The sequence below is a fragment of the Streptomyces sp. AC1-42W genome, from assembly GCF_003248355.1.
In the GTDB taxonomy this organism is placed as follows: Bacteria; Actinomycetota; Actinomycetes; order Streptomycetales; family Streptomycetaceae; genus Streptomyces.
Genome location: NZ_QKWY01000002.1, coordinates 1,781,839 through 1,796,524 on the forward strand (window position 1 = coordinate 1,781,839; position 14,686 = coordinate 1,796,524).

Below are 14,686 nucleotides of genomic sequence, written 5' to 3' on the forward strand. Positions count from 1 at the left end.
GCCACTTCCGTACGCATTCACTCGAATGGCAGTCCAAAGCCGTCCGGTCGTTCCCGCGTGCCGCCCCGATTCCCGCCTCCCCTGTAAAGCTGGAATACGTGAAGGCCATTCGTCGATTCACCGTGCGTCCCGTCCTCCCGGACTCCCTCCAACCCCTCAGCGACCTGGCGCGCAATCTGCGCTGGTCCTGGCACGCCGAGACCCGCGAGCTGTTCCGGGCCGTCGATCCGGCGGCCGGCCCCCCGGCGGAGTGCGACCCCGTCCGCCTGCTCGGCTCCGTCTCGGCGGGGCGGCTCGCCGAGCTGGCCCATGACGAAGCGTTCCTGCAGCGGCTCGCCGAGGCATCCGCCGACCTCCGGGACTACCTCGAAGGGCCCCGCTGGTACCAGGAGCGGCGTGAGCGGGACGGCGGACTCCCCGCCGCCGTCGCCTACTTCTCACCCGAATTCGGGGTCACCGCCGCCCTGCCCCAGTACTCCGGCGGACTCGGCATCCTCGCCGGCGACCACCTCAAGGCCGCCAGCGACCTGGGCGTGCCCCTGATCGGCGTCGGCCTCCTCTACCGCCACGGCTACTTCCGGCAGAGCCTGTCCAGGGACGGCTGGCAGCAGGAGCACTACCCCGTCCTCGACCCCAACGAGCTGCCGCTCACCCTGATCCGCGAGCCCGACGGCACCCCGGCCCAGATCGTCCTGGCCCTGCCCGGCGGCCGCTCCCTGCACGCCCAGATCTGGCAGGCCCACGTCGGCCGGGTCCCGCTGCTCATGCTCGACTCCGACGTCGAGGAGAACGCCCCCGGCGAACGCGAGGTCACCGACCGGCTCTACGGCGGCGGCAGCGAGCACCGGCTGCTCCAGGAGATGCTCCTCGGCATCGGCGGCGTCCGCGCCGTGCGCGCGTACGCCCGGCTCACCGGCCACCCCGCCCCCGAGGTCTTCCACACCAACGAGGGCCACGCCGGCTTCCTCGGCCTGGAACGCGTCCGCGAACTGGCCGGCACCGGCCTGGACTTCGACGCCGCGGTGGAGTCCGTGCGCGCCGGCACCGTCTTCACCACCCACACCCCCGTCCCGGCCGGCATCGACCGGTTCGACCGCGCCCTGGTCGCCCGCCACTTCGGCGAGGACGGCGAACTGCCCGGTGTCCCCGCCGAACGCGTCCTGGAACTCGGCACGGAGACCTACCCCGGCGGCGATCCGGGCGTCTTCAACATGGCCGTGATGGGGCTGCGCCTCGCCCAGCGCGCCAACGGGGTCTCCACCCTGCACGGCGCGGTCAGCCGGGAGATGTTCGCCGGGCTCTGGCCGGGCTTCGACGCCCCCGAGGTGCCGATCACCTCCGTCACCAACGGCGTCCACGCCCCCACCTGGGTCGCCCCGGAGGTGCTGCGGCTGCGCGCCGAGTCGGGCGGGGTGCCCGGCCGCTGGGACTCCGTCGCCGAGGTCCCCGCCCGCCGGCTGTGGGAGCTGCGCCGCACCCTGCGCGGACAGCTGGTGGACGAGGTCCGCCGGCGGCTGCACGCCTCCTGGCGCCACCGGGGCGCCGAGCCGGCCGAACTGGGCTGGATCGACGGTGTGCTCGACCCGGACGTCCTGACGATCGGCTTCGCCCGCCGCGTCCCCTCGTACAAGCGGCTGACGCTCATGCTGCGCGACCGCGAACGGCTGCGGACGCTGCTGCTGCACCCGCAGCGGCCGGTCCAGATCGTCGTCGCGGGCAAGGCGCACCCGGCCGACGACGGCGGGAAGCGGCTGGTCCAGGAGCTGGTCAGGTTCGCCGACGACGCACGGGTCCGCCACCGCATCGTCTTCCTGCCCGACTACGGCATGGCGATGGCCCAGAAGCTCTATCCGGGCTGCGACGTCTGGCTGAACAATCCGCTGCGCCCGCTGGAGGCGTGCGGGACCAGTGGGATGAAGGCCGCGCTCAACGGCTGCCTCAACCTGTCGGTGCTGGACGGCTGGTGGGACGAGTGGTACGAGCCGGACTTCGGCTGGGCGATCCCGACGGCCGAGGGCGCGGCACTGGACGAGGACCGGCGCGACGACCTGGAGGCGGGCGCCCTGTACGAGCTGGTCGAGGACCGGATCGCGCCGCACTTCTACGACCGGGGCGACGAGGGGCTGCCCGCCCGCTGGATCGAGATGGTCCGGGCCACCCTGGGCACCCTGGGGCCCAGGGTCCTCGCGGACCGGATGGTCGCGGAGTACGTCGAGCGGCTGTACGCCCCCGCGGCGGCGGCCGGGCGCGCCATGGACCCGGCCCGCTCGCGGGAGCTGGCGGGCTGGAAGGCGAAGGTCCGGGCGGCCTGGCCCCGGGTGGCGGTGGACCATGTGGAGGCGGTGACGCCGACCGGCTCGGGTACGACGGCGGAGCTGGGTTCCACGCTGGGGCTGCGGGTGCGGATCTCGCTGGGGGCGCTGGCGCCCGGGGACGTGGAGGTGCAGGCGGTGGCCGGGCGGGTGGACTCGTCCGACGCGATCACCGACGCGCAGGTCTTCCCGCTGAAGCCGGCGGGCGGCCAGGACCTGGAGGGCCACTGGCTGTACGAGGGCCCGCTCGCCCTGGACCGGACGGGGCCCTACGGCTACACGGTGCGGGTGCTGCCCGCGCACCGGCTGCTGTCCTGCGGCGCCGAACTCGGGTTGGTCGCCCAGCCCGCCGGGGCGGCGAACGAGGGCGGCGGGGTGCTGCTGCGCTGAGCCGGGGCCCGGCATGGCGGAACCGCCCGGAGGGGAGTGGACTCCCTCCGGGCGGTTCCGTGTCAGCGGCGGGTCGTGCGGTGACCCGTGCGGCGCGGCGCCTTCGTTCAGAAGGTCAGCTTGAAGCCGTTGATGGTGCCGCCGTAGTAGTAGTAGATGTCCTGGACGCGGAGCTTCCAGGTGCCGTTGGCGTTCTCCGAGGACGCGTTGACGGTGTACGTCGTCTTCACGTCGCTCGCCGAGTCGTAGTACGAGGCGTTCTTCAGCCGGTAGGCGGTGCCGTCCGGGGCGATGAGGTCGATGACCAGGTCACCGCGCCAGCTGTGGGTGATGTCCACGCCGACCTTGAGGGCGCTGGGCGCCTTGCCGGAGCGGCCGGTGACGGTGATCGCGCTGGTGACCGCGGAGCCCGCGTCCGGGATGGTGACCGGGGTGTTGTTCTGGAAGACGGTGCCGTCTCCGTCGCCGTCACCCGGGTCGGGGTCGCCGCCGGGGCGGGAGCCGACGTTGATGGCGGCCCAGGCGTCGGCCACCGACTTGTACTCGGCGCTGGTCGTGCCGTACAGCTCACCGGCCACCGCGAGCGTGCCGGTGCGGGCAGCGGCGTAGTTGGTGGTGGAGGTGAACTTCGTGCTGAGCGCCTTGAACCAGATCTGCTCGGCCTTGGCGCGGCCGATGCCGGTCACCGGCAGGCCGTCCGAGGTCGGGGAGTCGTAGTTGACGCCGTTGATGGTCTTCGCGCCGCTGCCCTCGGACAGCAGGTAGAAGAAGTGGTTGGCCGGACCCGACGAGTAGTGCACGTCGATGTTGCCGATGCCCGAGTACCAGGAGTCCTTGGACATCCCGTCGCGGCTCGGCTTGTCCTGGTAGCGCAGCGGGGTGCCGTCGCCGTTGATGTCGATCTTCTCACCGATGAGGTAGTCGCCCTTGTCGGTGGAGTTGTTGGCGTAGAACTCGACGGCGGTGGCGAAGATGTCGCTGGTCGCCTCGTTGAGGCCGCCGGACTCGCCGCTGTAGATCAGGCCGGCGGTGTTGGAGGTGACGCCGTGGCTCATCTCGTGGGCGGCCACGTCCAGCGAGGTCAGCGGGTTGGAGTTGCCGCTGCCGTCGCCGTACGTCATGCAGAAGCAGCTGTCGTCCCAGAAGGCGTTGACGTAGTTGTTGCCGTAGTGGACGCGGGAGTACGCGCCGACGCCGTCGCCCCGGATACCGCTGCGGCCGTGGACCTCCTTGTAGTAGTCCCAGGTCTCGGCCGCGCCGTAGTGGGCGTCGGCCGCGGCGGTCTCGGCGTTCGAGGGGCTGCCGTTGCCCCAGACGTCGTCGGAGCCGGAGAAGAGGGTGCCCTTGCCGGACGTACCGTGGTTCAGGTTGTACGTCTTGTGGCTGCCGCGGGCGGTGTCGGTCAGGTTGTACGAGCCGGAGGACCCGGAGGTGCCCAGGGTGACCTGGCCGCTGTACTCGGTGTTGCCGACGCCGTTCTCGATCGCCTGCCACTCGAAGAGCTTCGCTCCGCTGGAGGCGTCGGTGATGACGTGCAGCGCGTTCGGGGTGCCGTCCTCCTGGAGGCCGCCGACGACGGTCTCGTAGGCGAGCTGCGGGGTGCCCGAGGCCATCCAGACGACCTTGCGGGGGGCCCGGTCGGCCTCGGCCTTGTCCGAGCCGGCCGCCTTGGCCGCGCCGAGCGCCTGCTTGGTGGCGGTGGCCGGGGCGATGTCCGCGACCGTGTCGACGGCCTTCAGCTGGGCGGCGGTGGCCTTGGACGCCTTGACGACGCTCTTGGTGGCGCCGGCCTTGGTCTCCTGGACGACCAGGTCGCCGCCGAGGACGGGCAGGCCGTCGAAGGTGCGCTCGTAACGCGTGTGGGTGGTGCCGTCGCGGTCCTGGACGACATCGCGGACGACGAGCTTCTCCTTGGCGCCGAGGCCGAGCTCCTTGGCCGTGGCGGCCCGGCTCGCGTTGGCCTCGCGGATCAGCTCGGCGCGCTGGGAGGGCGAGAGCTGCTTGGGCAGGGCGCCGGGGTTGGTCTCGGAGGCGGTGGCGGTCTTGCCGTTTCCGTTGTCCGGGGCGGCCGTCGCCGATCCGGTCTGGACGCCGACGAGGAGGGCTGCGGCGGCTATGAGAGCGCCGGTCGCGGTGGCACGACGGCTGTGCGTGGATCTCACGCGGACTCCTTCTGCGAGGGGGGTACCGGCGGCTGGGTGAGCCGGCCGGTCAAGCAAGCAGTGCGCGGAACGGGGTGAAGAGTGTCAGGAGTCGGCCACTTCTGTCAGGACCGCGTCAACAACTTGGCCGGAACTGGTTCGTTGCCGGACCATGTGTGTTCGTTAAGCGGACGTTTCCGGGATCTTCACGCGAGGGCGCCGCGAGGCCCCCGTCGGGCCCGGTGCCCCCAGGGACCTGGAGCCTGCCGGGATGACGGGCCCCGCCACGCGGTGCGAAGGGAATGTGAACAACCGGAAAGTTCCCACCTGTCGAGACGGAAGGTGGGTGTGGCGCAATCTCGCCCGTCCGTTCGATGATCAAACGACCGAACGGACGGGCGGGAGTCGCGGTGTCAGGCCAGGCTCTCGCGCCAGGCGCGGTGCAGTCCGGCGAACCGGCCCGTGCCCGCGATCAGTTCGTCCGGCGCACCGTCCTCCACGATCCGCCCCCGCTCCATCACGAGCACCCGGTCCGCCACCTCCACGGTCGACAGCCGGTGCGCGATCACCACGGCGGTGCGGCCGCGCAGCACGGTGTCCATGGCCTCCTGCACCGCGCGCTCGCCGGGGATGTCCAGCGAACTGGTCGCCTCGTCCAGGATCAGCACCGCCGGGTCGGCGAGCAGCGCGCGGGCGAAGGCCACCAACTGGCGCTGCCCGGCCGAGATCCGGCCGCCCCGCTTGCGCACATCGGTGTCGTAGCCGTCCGGCAGCCCGGTGATGAAGCCATGGGCGCCGATCGCCTTCGCGGCCCGCTCGATCTCCTCGCGGCTCGCCTCCGGCCGGCCGATCGCGATGTTGTCCGCGACCGTCCCGGAGAACAGGAACGCCTCCTGGGTCACCATGACCACGCCGCGCCGCAGTTCCGGCGTGGCCAGGTCCCGCAGATCGGTGCCGTCCAGCAGGACCCGGCCCCCGGACGGGTCGTAGAACCGGGCCAGCAGCTTGGCGAGCGTGGACTTGCCGGCGCCCGTGGAGCCGACCACCGCGACCGTCTGCCCCGCCGGGATCGTCAGGTCGAAGCGCGGCAGCACCTCGCCGCCCGTCCGGTAGCCGAAGCTCACCCCGTCGAACACCACCTCGCGGCCCGGCAGCGAGCCCGGACGGGCCGGCAGCGCGCGCGGTTCGACGGCCTCGGGGACCGTCGGCGTCTGGGCCAGCAGCCCGGCGATCTTCGCCATCGACGCGGCGGCGGACTCGAAGGAGTTCAGGAACATGCTGAGCCGGTCGATCGGGTCGTACAGCCGCCGCAGATACAGCACCACCGCGGCCAGCACCCCGAGCGCCAGGTCCCCGGCGGCCACCCGGTACGCGCCCCAGAGCACGATCCCGGCCACCGCCGTGTTGGCGACCAGCCGCGAGCCGACGACGTACCGCGCGTTCTCCAGCATCGCGTCGCCGTTGGTCCCCCGGTGACGTGCGTTCAGCTCCGCGAACGCCACGTCGTTGACCGGCTCCCGGCGGAACGCCTGGACGGGCCGGATGCCGTTCATGGTCTCCGCGAACTTCACGATCACCGAGGCGATCGCCGACGAGCGCGCGGAGAAGATCACCGAGGAGCGCCTGCGGTACTGCCGCACCAGCAGATACAGCGGAAGGAAGGACAGCACGGCCGCCGCGCCCGTCGCCAGGTCCAGCCAGAGCAGCACCACGGCGATCGAGAGGAACGACAGGAAGACGTGGATCAGCTCCTGGAGCCCCTCCTCCAGCAGTTCCCGCAGCGCCTCCAGGTCCGAGGTGGACCGCGAGATCAGCCGGCCCGAGGTGTACCGCTCGTGGAAGTCCACGCTCAGCGCCTGCGCGTGCCGGAAGATCCGGCCGCGCAGATCGAGCAGGACGTCCTGGCTGATCCGCGCCGACACCTGGATGAACGCGTACTGGAGGACGCCCGCGCCGACCGAGCAGAGCGCGTAGCCCAGCGCCACCGCGATCAGCGGCCCGTAGTCGTGGTCCCGGAAGGCCGGCACCCCGCTGTCGATGGCGTACGCCACCAGCAGCGGGCCCGCCTGCACCGCCGCCTGCTGCAACAGGATGTACAGGGCGGCGACCACCACCCGCCCGCGCGACGGGCGCAGCAACGAGGCGAGCAGCTGCCGGGTGGCGCCGCGCGGGGACGGCAGGTCGTCCCGGTCGAAGGGATCGCCGGGAGCCTTGGCCAGGCCGTCCGCGTCCGCCTCCGGCGCTGTGTTCTCCGGGGCCGTTCCGTCCGGGGTCGTTTCCTCCCGTGCCGGGTCCTTCTCGTCGCCCGGTTCGGCGGGGCGGCCGGTCGTGGTGCTCGTCATCGGGTGCTGCCCTCCTCGGCAGGGGCCTTCGCGCCCAAGTCCTCGTTCTCACCGGGGCCGGAGCCCGCCCCGCCGGTCTCCCGCGTACCGGTCTCCCGCTCCTCGGCGGCATGCTCCGCGCCGGACATCAGCCACGCGTACTCCGCGCTGGTCCGCAGCAGCTCCTGATGGGTGCCGACCGCCGCGATCCGGCCCTCCGACAGCAACGCCACCCGGTCCGCCAGCATCACGGTGGACGGCCGGTGCGCGACCACCACCGCCGTGGTCTCCGCGAGCACCTGGCGCAGCGCCGCCTCCACGAGGGCCTCCGTGTGCACGTCGAGGGCCGAGAGCGGGTCGTCCAGCACCAGGAAGCGCGGCCGGCCCACCACGGCCCTGGCCAGGGCGAGGCGCTGGCGCTGGCCGCCGGACAGGCTCAGCCCCTGCTCGCCGACCTCCGTGTCCACGCCGTGCGGCAACGTGTCGACGAACCCGGCCTGGGCGACGCCGAGCGCGCGCCGCAGCTCCTCGTCGCCGCCGTCCGCCGCGCCCATCAGCACGTTCTCGCCGACCGATGCGGAGAACAGCGTCGGCTCCTCGAACGCCACCGACACCAGTTCCCGCAGCCGGGTGCGCGGCATCGCGGTGATGTCCTCGCCGTCCAGCGTGATCCGCCCGGCGGTCGCCTCGTACAGCCGGGGCACCAGCGCGGTGAGCGTGGTCTTCCCGGAGCCCGTCGCGCCGACCAGGGCCATCGTCTCGCCCGGCCGGATACGCAGATCGATCCCGGCCAGCACCGGCGGCGAGCCCTCCTCCGCGTCCGGGTAACGGAACTCGACGCCCTCGAAGACCATGCCGCCCGGCTCCCGGTCCGTGTCGCCGGACCGGGCCGGGAGCGCGGCGTCCGCCTCCTCGGCGACGTCCATCACCTCGAAGAACCGCTCCGTCGCGGTCGCCGCCTCCTGGCTCATCGCCAGCAGGAAGCCGATCGACTCGACGGGCCAGCGCAGCGCGAGCGCCGTGGAGAGGAACGCCACCAGGGTGCCCGCCGACAGGCCGCCGTCCGCGACCTGGATCGTGCCGAACACCAGCGCCGCCCCGATGGCGAGTTCGGGCAGCGTGGTGATCAGGGTCCAGATCCAGGCGAGCAGCCGGGCCTTGTTCAGCTCCGTGGTGCGCAGCCCCCGGGCGAGGACCCGGAAGGCGTCCGCCTGGCTGCGGTGCCGGCCGAACCCCTTGATGATGCGGATGCCGAGCACGCTCTCCTCGACGACCGTGGTCAGATCGCCGACCTGGTCCTGGGCCCGGCGCGCCACCTTCGCGTACTTCGCCTCGAAGACCGAGCAGACGATGACCAGCGGCACGACGGGGGCCAGCAGCACCAGTCCCAGCGTCCACTCCTGGAACATCAGGACCACGAATCCGACCAGGATCGTGGTCGCGTTGACCAGCAGGAAGGTCAGCGGGAAGGCCAGGAACATGCGCAGCAGCGACAGGTCCGCGGTCCCGCGCGACAGCAGCTGCCCGGACGGCCAGCGGTCGTGGAAGGCCACCGGGAGCCGTTGCAGATGACGGTAGAGGTCCGCCCGCATCGTCGCCTCGACCCCGGCCAGCGGACGCGCCACCAGCCATCGCCGCACCCCGAACAGCACCGCCTCGACGAGGCCCAGGAGCAGCAGGACCAGCGCGCCCAGCCAGACCCCGTCCGGATCGCGGCCGGCGACCGGTCCGTCGACGATCCACTTCAGGACGAGCGGGATCACCAGACTCAGGCAGGAGGCGACGACCGCCACCAGGGCGGCGCCGAAGAGCCGGCCGCGTACGGGCCGTACATACGGCCACAGCCGCAGCAGGGAACGTACGGCCGAACGGTCCTTGGGGTCTACATGTTCCTGGCGCATCAGGAGGAGCCTACGGTCCGTCCGGATATCGGTCCTGTGGTTTTGTGCCGCCGGCCCCCTCCCGCCCAATGCCCGCCCCGGTACGCGGGGTCGTAGGGCGGCATCAGCCGATCGGTGGATGCCGGTTCGAGCGTGATGGCCGATACCCCGGCCGGCCGCCCGCGCCGACACTCGTGCCATGGCAATCATCGAAGCGAACGGGCTGCACAAGGCGTACGCCGGCCGCCCCGTGGTCGACGGGATCGGCTTCTCCGTCGACGAGGGGGAGATCTTCGGGATTCTCGGCCCCAACGGCGCGGGCAAGACCACCACCGTGGAATGCGTCGCGGGACTGCGGGCCCCCGACGCCGGAACCGTCCGGGTCGCCGGACTCGACCCGGTCGCCGACCGTGACCGGGTGACCAGGCTGCTCGGCGCCCAGCTCCAGGAGAGCGAACTCCAGCCCAAGATCACCGTGCGCGAGGCCCTCGACCTGTACAGCGCCTTCTACCCGGACCCCGCCGACTGGCGCCCGCTCGCCGAACGGCTCGGACTGAACGGCAAGCTGGACACCCGCTTCCAGCGGCTCTCCGGCGGCCAGAAGCAGCGGCTGTCCATCGCGCTCGCCCTCGTCGGCCGGCCCCGCGTCGTCATCCTGGACGAGCTGACCACCGGCCTGGACCCGCGCGCCCGGCGCGACACCTGGCAGCTGATCGAGGACGTGCGCGACGGCGGCGTCACCGTCGTGCTCGTCACCCACTTCATGGCGGAGGCCCAGCGCCTCTGCGACCGGATCGCCGTCATCGACCGGGGGCGTCTCGTCGCGCTCGACACCCCGGCCGGGCTCGTCGCCGGAGCCGACGGGTCCACGGTCATCTCGTTCACGCCGTCCGAACCGCTGCCCGAGGCCGAACTCGCCGCACTGCCCGGCGCGGTCTCCCGCGAGACACGGGACGGCCGGGTCCTCGTCCACGGCACCGACGAGACCGTCAACGCCGTCATCTCGCTGCTGGCCCGGCGCGGCGTCACCGCCCATCGCCTCCGCGTCTCCGAGGCCACCCTCGACGACGCCTTCCTCGACCTCACCGGCCCCGAGGACGGGCCCGGACTCACAGAACGGGCGTCCTGAAATGGCCACAACACCCACAACAGACACAGCACCCACCACCCCCGCCGCGCCCCGGACCGCAGGCGCCGGGTCCCGCGCGTACCTCGCCGTCCTCAAGGCGGAGTACCGGCTCTTCCTGCGCGAACCCGGCAACCTGTTCTGGATCGTCGTCTTCCCGACCGTGCTCCTGGTGATCCTCGGCTTCGTCCCCTCCTTCCGGGAGCACGACGACGGGCTCGGCGGCCGGCGGGTCATCGATCTGTACGTCCCGGTCTCGGTGCTGCTCGCCCTGATCATGGCCGGGCTCCAGGCGATGCCACCGGTCCTGACCGGCTACCGCGAACGCGGCATCCTGCGCCGCATGTCCACCACCCCGGTACCGCCCGCCGCGCTGCTGGGCGCGCAGATGGTGCTGCACGGCGCCGCCGCGCTTGTCTCCGCGCTGCTGGTCGTCGCGGTCGGCCGGACCGCCTACCTCTGATCTTGCGCAGTGCTCCGCCCTTCAGGGCGGGGGTGAAGCGCATCCTTGGCCCGGAGCCGCGAAGCGGCGGAGTTCGCTATGGCTCCGGGGTGACGGTCGGATGGGCCGCTTCTGGTTCTCGATGTACTGCTTGACCACGGTCAGCGGTGGGCCGTCGCAGGAGCCTGCGAAGTAGGAGCCGGACCAGAAGTGTCCGCCCCACAGGTGCCGGCGGACATGGGAGTCGTACTCCTTGCGCAGCAGCCGGGCCGAGACGCCCTTGAGGGAGTTGACCAGCCTGGAGAGCTGGACCTTGGGCGGGTAGTGCACGAGAAGGTGCACGTGGTCGTCCTCGCCGTTGAACTGTTTCAGCTCGGCCTCGAAGTCCGAGCACACCTCACGCATGATCTCTTCGCGCCGCGTCAGCATGGCGTCGGTCATGGCCTTGCGCCGGTACTTCGTAACGAAAACCAAGTGGACGTGCAGGTTGTAGACGACGTGACGCCCGGTGCGAACGTCCGGATTTGGATTCCATCGTGGTGACATAAACCAAAGGGTATAGTGATCAACATGCAGCTTCGGTACTCGTTCCGCGTGTACCCGGGCGCCGGTCAGCGCATGGCGTTGGCACGGGCGTTCGGGTGTGCTCGGGTTGTCTTCAACGACGCGCTTCGCGTCCGCGAGACCGCCCGCGCCGCCGGGCTGCCGTTCGTTCCCTCCGGGGAGCTGTCCAAGCAGCTCACCGCCTCGAAGAAGACCTCCGAAAGGGCATGGCTCACCGAGGTCTCCTCGGTCGTGTTGCAGCAGTCCCTCCGGGACCTCGACACCGCCTACAAGAACTTCTTCGACGGCCTCAAGGGTAGGCGCCCCCGCATGGGGGCACCCCGGTTCAGGTCCCGCAAGGACAACCGGCAGTCGATCCGCTTCACCGCGAACGCCGGGTGGAAGATCACACCGGGCGGGAAGCTGCGCCTGCCGAAGATCGGCGACGTGGTCGTGAAGTGGTCACGCTCGCTGCCGTCGGTGCCGTCAACGGTGACCGTGGTCAAGGACGCCGGCGGCCGGTACTTCGCAAGCTTCATCGTGGAGACCGACCCGAACACCGACCTGGACCGGATGCCCGCCACTGACAACGTGGTCGGCATCGACCTGGGGCTGTCGCACTTCGCGATCCTCTCCGACGGCACGAAGGTCGACAGCCCCCGCTTCCTGCGCCGAGCCGAGAAGCGGCTCAAGAAGGCGCAGCGGAACCTCAGCCGCAAGGCCAGGGGATCGAACAACCGGAGCAAGGCCCGCGTCAAGGTCGCCCGCGCCCACGGCCGGGTGGCTGATGCGCGGCGCGAGTTCCACCACCAGCTCTCCACCAGGCTGATCCGCGACAGCCAAGCGGTCGCAGTGGAAGACCTGGCGGTCAAGGGACTCGTGCGCACGCGCCTGGCCAAGTCCGTCCACGACGCCGGATGGTCGGCGTTCACCACGATGCTGGAGTACAAGGCCGCCAAGTACGGCCGCACCCTCATCCGCATCGGCCGTTTCGAGCCCACGTCCCAGGTGTGCTCGCAGTGCGGCGTCAAGGACGGCCCCAAGCCGCTGAACGTCCGTGAGTGGACGTGCGGGGCGTGCGGGGCTGTCCTCGACCGGGACATCAACGCGGCGGTCAACGTCGCCAAGGCCGCCGGACTGGCGGTATCAGCCTGTCGAGCGCGGGTAGGACCGGGAGCAATCCCGGCGCGGCGCGAAGAAGCAGGAACCCACCCGAAGGTGAGCCGAGCATCCGGCAGCCAGGCGGGAATCTCCGTCCTTTAGGACTCCGTTGGGGAATGCAGAAACCGGCGTCGTCGACTCGTTGTGGTTGGCATGATCGTTCTGTTCGTTGGAGCGAGGGGTGGGCTGGGTGTCGTTGGAGTCCCGGGATGACCGTGGGGTGCCGGAGCTGACCGCTCGGGTGGTGCGGGCGGCGTTCCCGAAGGGCACGCTTGCGGTGCGGGTGCGCGAGGCTCTCGGCTCGCTGTTCGAGGACGGGTCCTTCGCGGAGGCGTTCGCGAAGCGGGGGCGTCCGGCGGTCTCGCCCGGCGCGCTGGCGCTGGTCTCGGTCCTGCAGTACGCAGAAGGGCTCACCGACCGGCAGGCCGCTGACCAGGTGCGGGCCCGTATGGACTGGAAGTTCCTCCTCGGCCTGGAACTGGACGACCCCGGGTTCGACTTCTCTGTCCTGAGCGACTTCCGCGTCCGACTGATCGAGCACGGCCTGGAGGAGAAAGCCCTGGACCTGGTCCTGGAGCGGATCTCCGCGCTTGGGCTGCTGCGGTCGGGGGGCCGTCAGCGCACCGACTCCACCCATGTGCTGGCGGCGGTGCGGACACTGAACCGGATGGAGTTCGTCGGCGAGACCCTGCGCGCCGCGCTGGAGGCGCTGGCCGTGGCTGCCCCGGACTGGCTGAGCGGGTTGGTCACCGCCGACTGGGTCAAGCGCTACGGCGCCCGGGTCGACTCCTACCGGTTCCCCAAGGGCGAGAACGTCCGCGCGCAGTGGGCCGAGCAGGTCGGCCGGGACGGCTTCACCGTCCTTGAGGCCGTCCATGCCCCCGGGGCCCCCTCCTGGCTGCGGCAGATCCCGGCCGTCCAGGTCCTGCGCCGGGCCTGGGTCGAGCAGTACCACCGCGACAGCGAGGGGGTGCACTGGCGGGAGGGCAAGGACCTCCCGCCGGCCAGACGTCGGCTCTCCTCGCCCTACGACCCCGACGCCCGCTACGGCGTGAAGCGGGGATCGGGCTGGTGCGGCTACAAGACCCACCTGAGCGAGACCTGCGAACCCGACGCCCCGCACCTGATCACCCATGTCTGCACCACGGACGCCACCGTCGCCGACACCGAGATCACCGAGGCCGTCCACCAGGGCCTGGGACAACGGGAGTTGCTTCCCGACGAACACGACGTGGACGCCGGCTATGTCACCGCCGCGCACATCGTCACCGCCCGGGACCAGTACGGGATCGAGCTGGTGGGGCCGGTCGGCCTGGACACCTGCCACGAGAACCATGACGGCGAGCACTTCACACAGAGCGCGTTCACCATCGACTGGAACGCCAAGACGGCCGTCTGCCCCCAGGGCAAGGTCAGTGCCAGCTGGTCCGATCAGCGCAAGAGCAGCGGCACACCCGTCTCGCGGGTGCACTTCACCGCTCAGGACTGCGCGGCCTGTCCGGTGCGGGACAAGTGCACCAGGGCGTCGAACGGCAAGTGGGGCCGAAGCCTCACCCTGCTGCCCCGCGAGCAGCAGCAGGTTCTCGACCAGCGCCGCCGGGAACAGCGAACCGAGGAGTGGAAGAAGCGGTACGACATCCGGGCCGGTGTCGAGGGCACGATCTCGCAAGCCGTCCGCCGCACCGGCATCCGCCACACCCGCTACACCGGGCAACGCAAGACCCACCTCGGCAACGTCCTCGCAGCCACCGCCATCAACATCATCCGACTCGACGCCTGGCTGAACGGCACCCCCCTCGGCCCAACACGCACCTCCCACCTCGCCGCACTCACCCTGACAGCCTGACCACCAGCCCCGTTTCTGCATTCCCCAACGGAGTCCTTTAGGGCGGAGAGGATGTCAATTCGCGATGATGTTCACCGCGGGCGTCTGGGTGCCGGTCCAGGCCATGCCCGAGGCGCTCCGCCGCGTCGTCCAGGCCACCCCCTTCGGCGCCGCGTCGCAGGCCCTGGACCAGGCCGTTCGGGGCGGCTGGCCGGGCTGGGCCCACCTGGGCGCGGTCGCCGCCTGGACGCTCGCCGTGGCCTCCCGGCTCGTCTCGGCGGTCCGCGCCCCGGTCGCTCCCGGCAACGAGACGCTGTCCGCCCGCGAGCGCGAGGTGCTGACGCTGGTGGCGCGGGGCACCTCCAACCGGGAGATCGCCGCCGAGCTGTTCATCAGCGAGGCCACCGTGAAGACCCATCTCACCCATATGTTCGCCAAGTTGGGCGTCAAGGACCGGGCCGCCGCCGTCGCCGCCGGCTACGACCGGGGCATCCTGGGCTGAGCCGCCCCCCGCCCGGACGGCCCGCACCCACGTTTCCCCCGGC

General features: G+C 71.4%; 7 protein-coding genes and 4 pseudogenes. 7 read left to right on the plus strand and 4 right to left on the minus strand.

What is annotated here, in order from left to right; all coding sequences use genetic code 11:
- The first annotated feature begins 98 nt into the window (after window positions 1–98).
- Window positions 99–2,702, plus strand: coding sequence for an alpha-glucan family phosphorylase (gene glgP, locus DNK56_RS26080; RefSeq protein ID WP_199563625.1), 2,604 nt, complete (start codon window positions 99–101; stop codon window positions 2,700–2,702).
- Window positions 2,703–2,809: 107 nt separating this feature from the next.
- Here the strand turns inward: glgP and DNK56_RS26085 are convergent, their stop codons facing one another.
- The 3 genes from DNK56_RS26085 to DNK56_RS26095 form a co-directional block, all read right to left on the minus strand.
- Window positions 2,810–4,864: a M4 family metallopeptidase gene (locus DNK56_RS26085; RefSeq protein WP_111338273.1), complete on the minus strand. Its 2,055-nt coding sequence runs from the start codon at window positions 4,862–4,864 to the stop codon at window positions 2,810–2,812.
- A gap of 392 nt (window positions 4,865–5,256) precedes the next feature.
- The gene (locus tag DNK56_RS26090; protein ID WP_111338274.1) at window positions 5,257–7,185 is read right to left on the minus strand and encodes an ABC transporter ATP-binding protein; all 1,929 of its coding nucleotides are present in this window, start codon (window positions 7,183–7,185) and stop codon (window positions 5,257–5,259) included.
- Entirely contained in the window at window positions 7,182–9,065 is a 1,884-nt protein-coding gene (locus DNK56_RS26095; RefSeq protein WP_111338275.1) for an ABC transporter ATP-binding protein, read from the minus strand. Before DNK56_RS26095 ends, DNK56_RS26090 begins: the two co-directional genes overlap by 4 nt.
- 178 nt (window positions 9,066–9,243) lie before the next feature.
- On the opposite strand from DNK56_RS26095, the gene DNK56_RS26100 reads away from it, so the two are divergent.
- Both DNK56_RS26100 and DNK56_RS26105 read left to right on the plus strand, forming a co-directional pair.
- On the plus strand, window positions 9,244–10,173 hold the full coding sequence (locus DNK56_RS26100; protein ID WP_199563624.1) for an ABC transporter ATP-binding protein: 930 nt from the start codon (window positions 9,244–9,246) through the stop codon (window positions 10,171–10,173).
- A 1-nt stretch (window position 10,174) separates the two neighbouring features.
- Window positions 10,175–10,627: pseudogene (locus DNK56_RS26105) on the plus strand (ABC transporter permease); the annotation flags it as partial.
- Window positions 10,628–10,735: 108 nt separating this feature from the next.
- Here DNK56_RS26105 and tnpA read toward each other — a convergent pair.
- A pseudogene (gene tnpA / locus DNK56_RS26110) lies at window positions 10,736–11,158 on the minus strand (IS200/IS605 family transposase); the annotation flags it as partial.
- 24 nt (window positions 11,159–11,182) lie between these two features.
- On the opposite strand from tnpA, the gene DNK56_RS26115 reads away from it, so the two are divergent.
- The 4 genes and pseudogenes from DNK56_RS26115 to DNK56_RS26130 form a co-directional block, all read left to right on the plus strand.
- Window positions 11,183–12,418, plus strand: a complete 1,236-nt coding sequence (locus DNK56_RS26115; RefSeq protein ID WP_111335883.1) for an RNA-guided endonuclease InsQ/TnpB family protein — start codon at window positions 11,183–11,185, stop codon at window positions 12,416–12,418.
- 88 nt (window positions 12,419–12,506) lie between these two features.
- Window positions 12,507–14,162: an IS1182 family transposase gene (locus tag DNK56_RS26120; protein WP_111335593.1), complete on the plus strand. Its 1,656-nt coding sequence runs from the start codon at window positions 12,507–12,509 to the stop codon at window positions 14,160–14,162.
- Between the two features lie 58 nt (window positions 14,163–14,220).
- A pseudogene (locus DNK56_RS26125) lies at window positions 14,221–14,406 on the plus strand (ABC transporter permease); the annotation flags it as partial.
- Window positions 14,395–14,643 (plus strand): annotated as a pseudogene (locus tag DNK56_RS26130) (response regulator transcription factor); the annotation flags it as partial. The pseudogenes DNK56_RS26125 and DNK56_RS26130, both read left to right, overlap by 12 nt.
- Window positions 14,644–14,686: the final 43 nt, after the last annotated feature.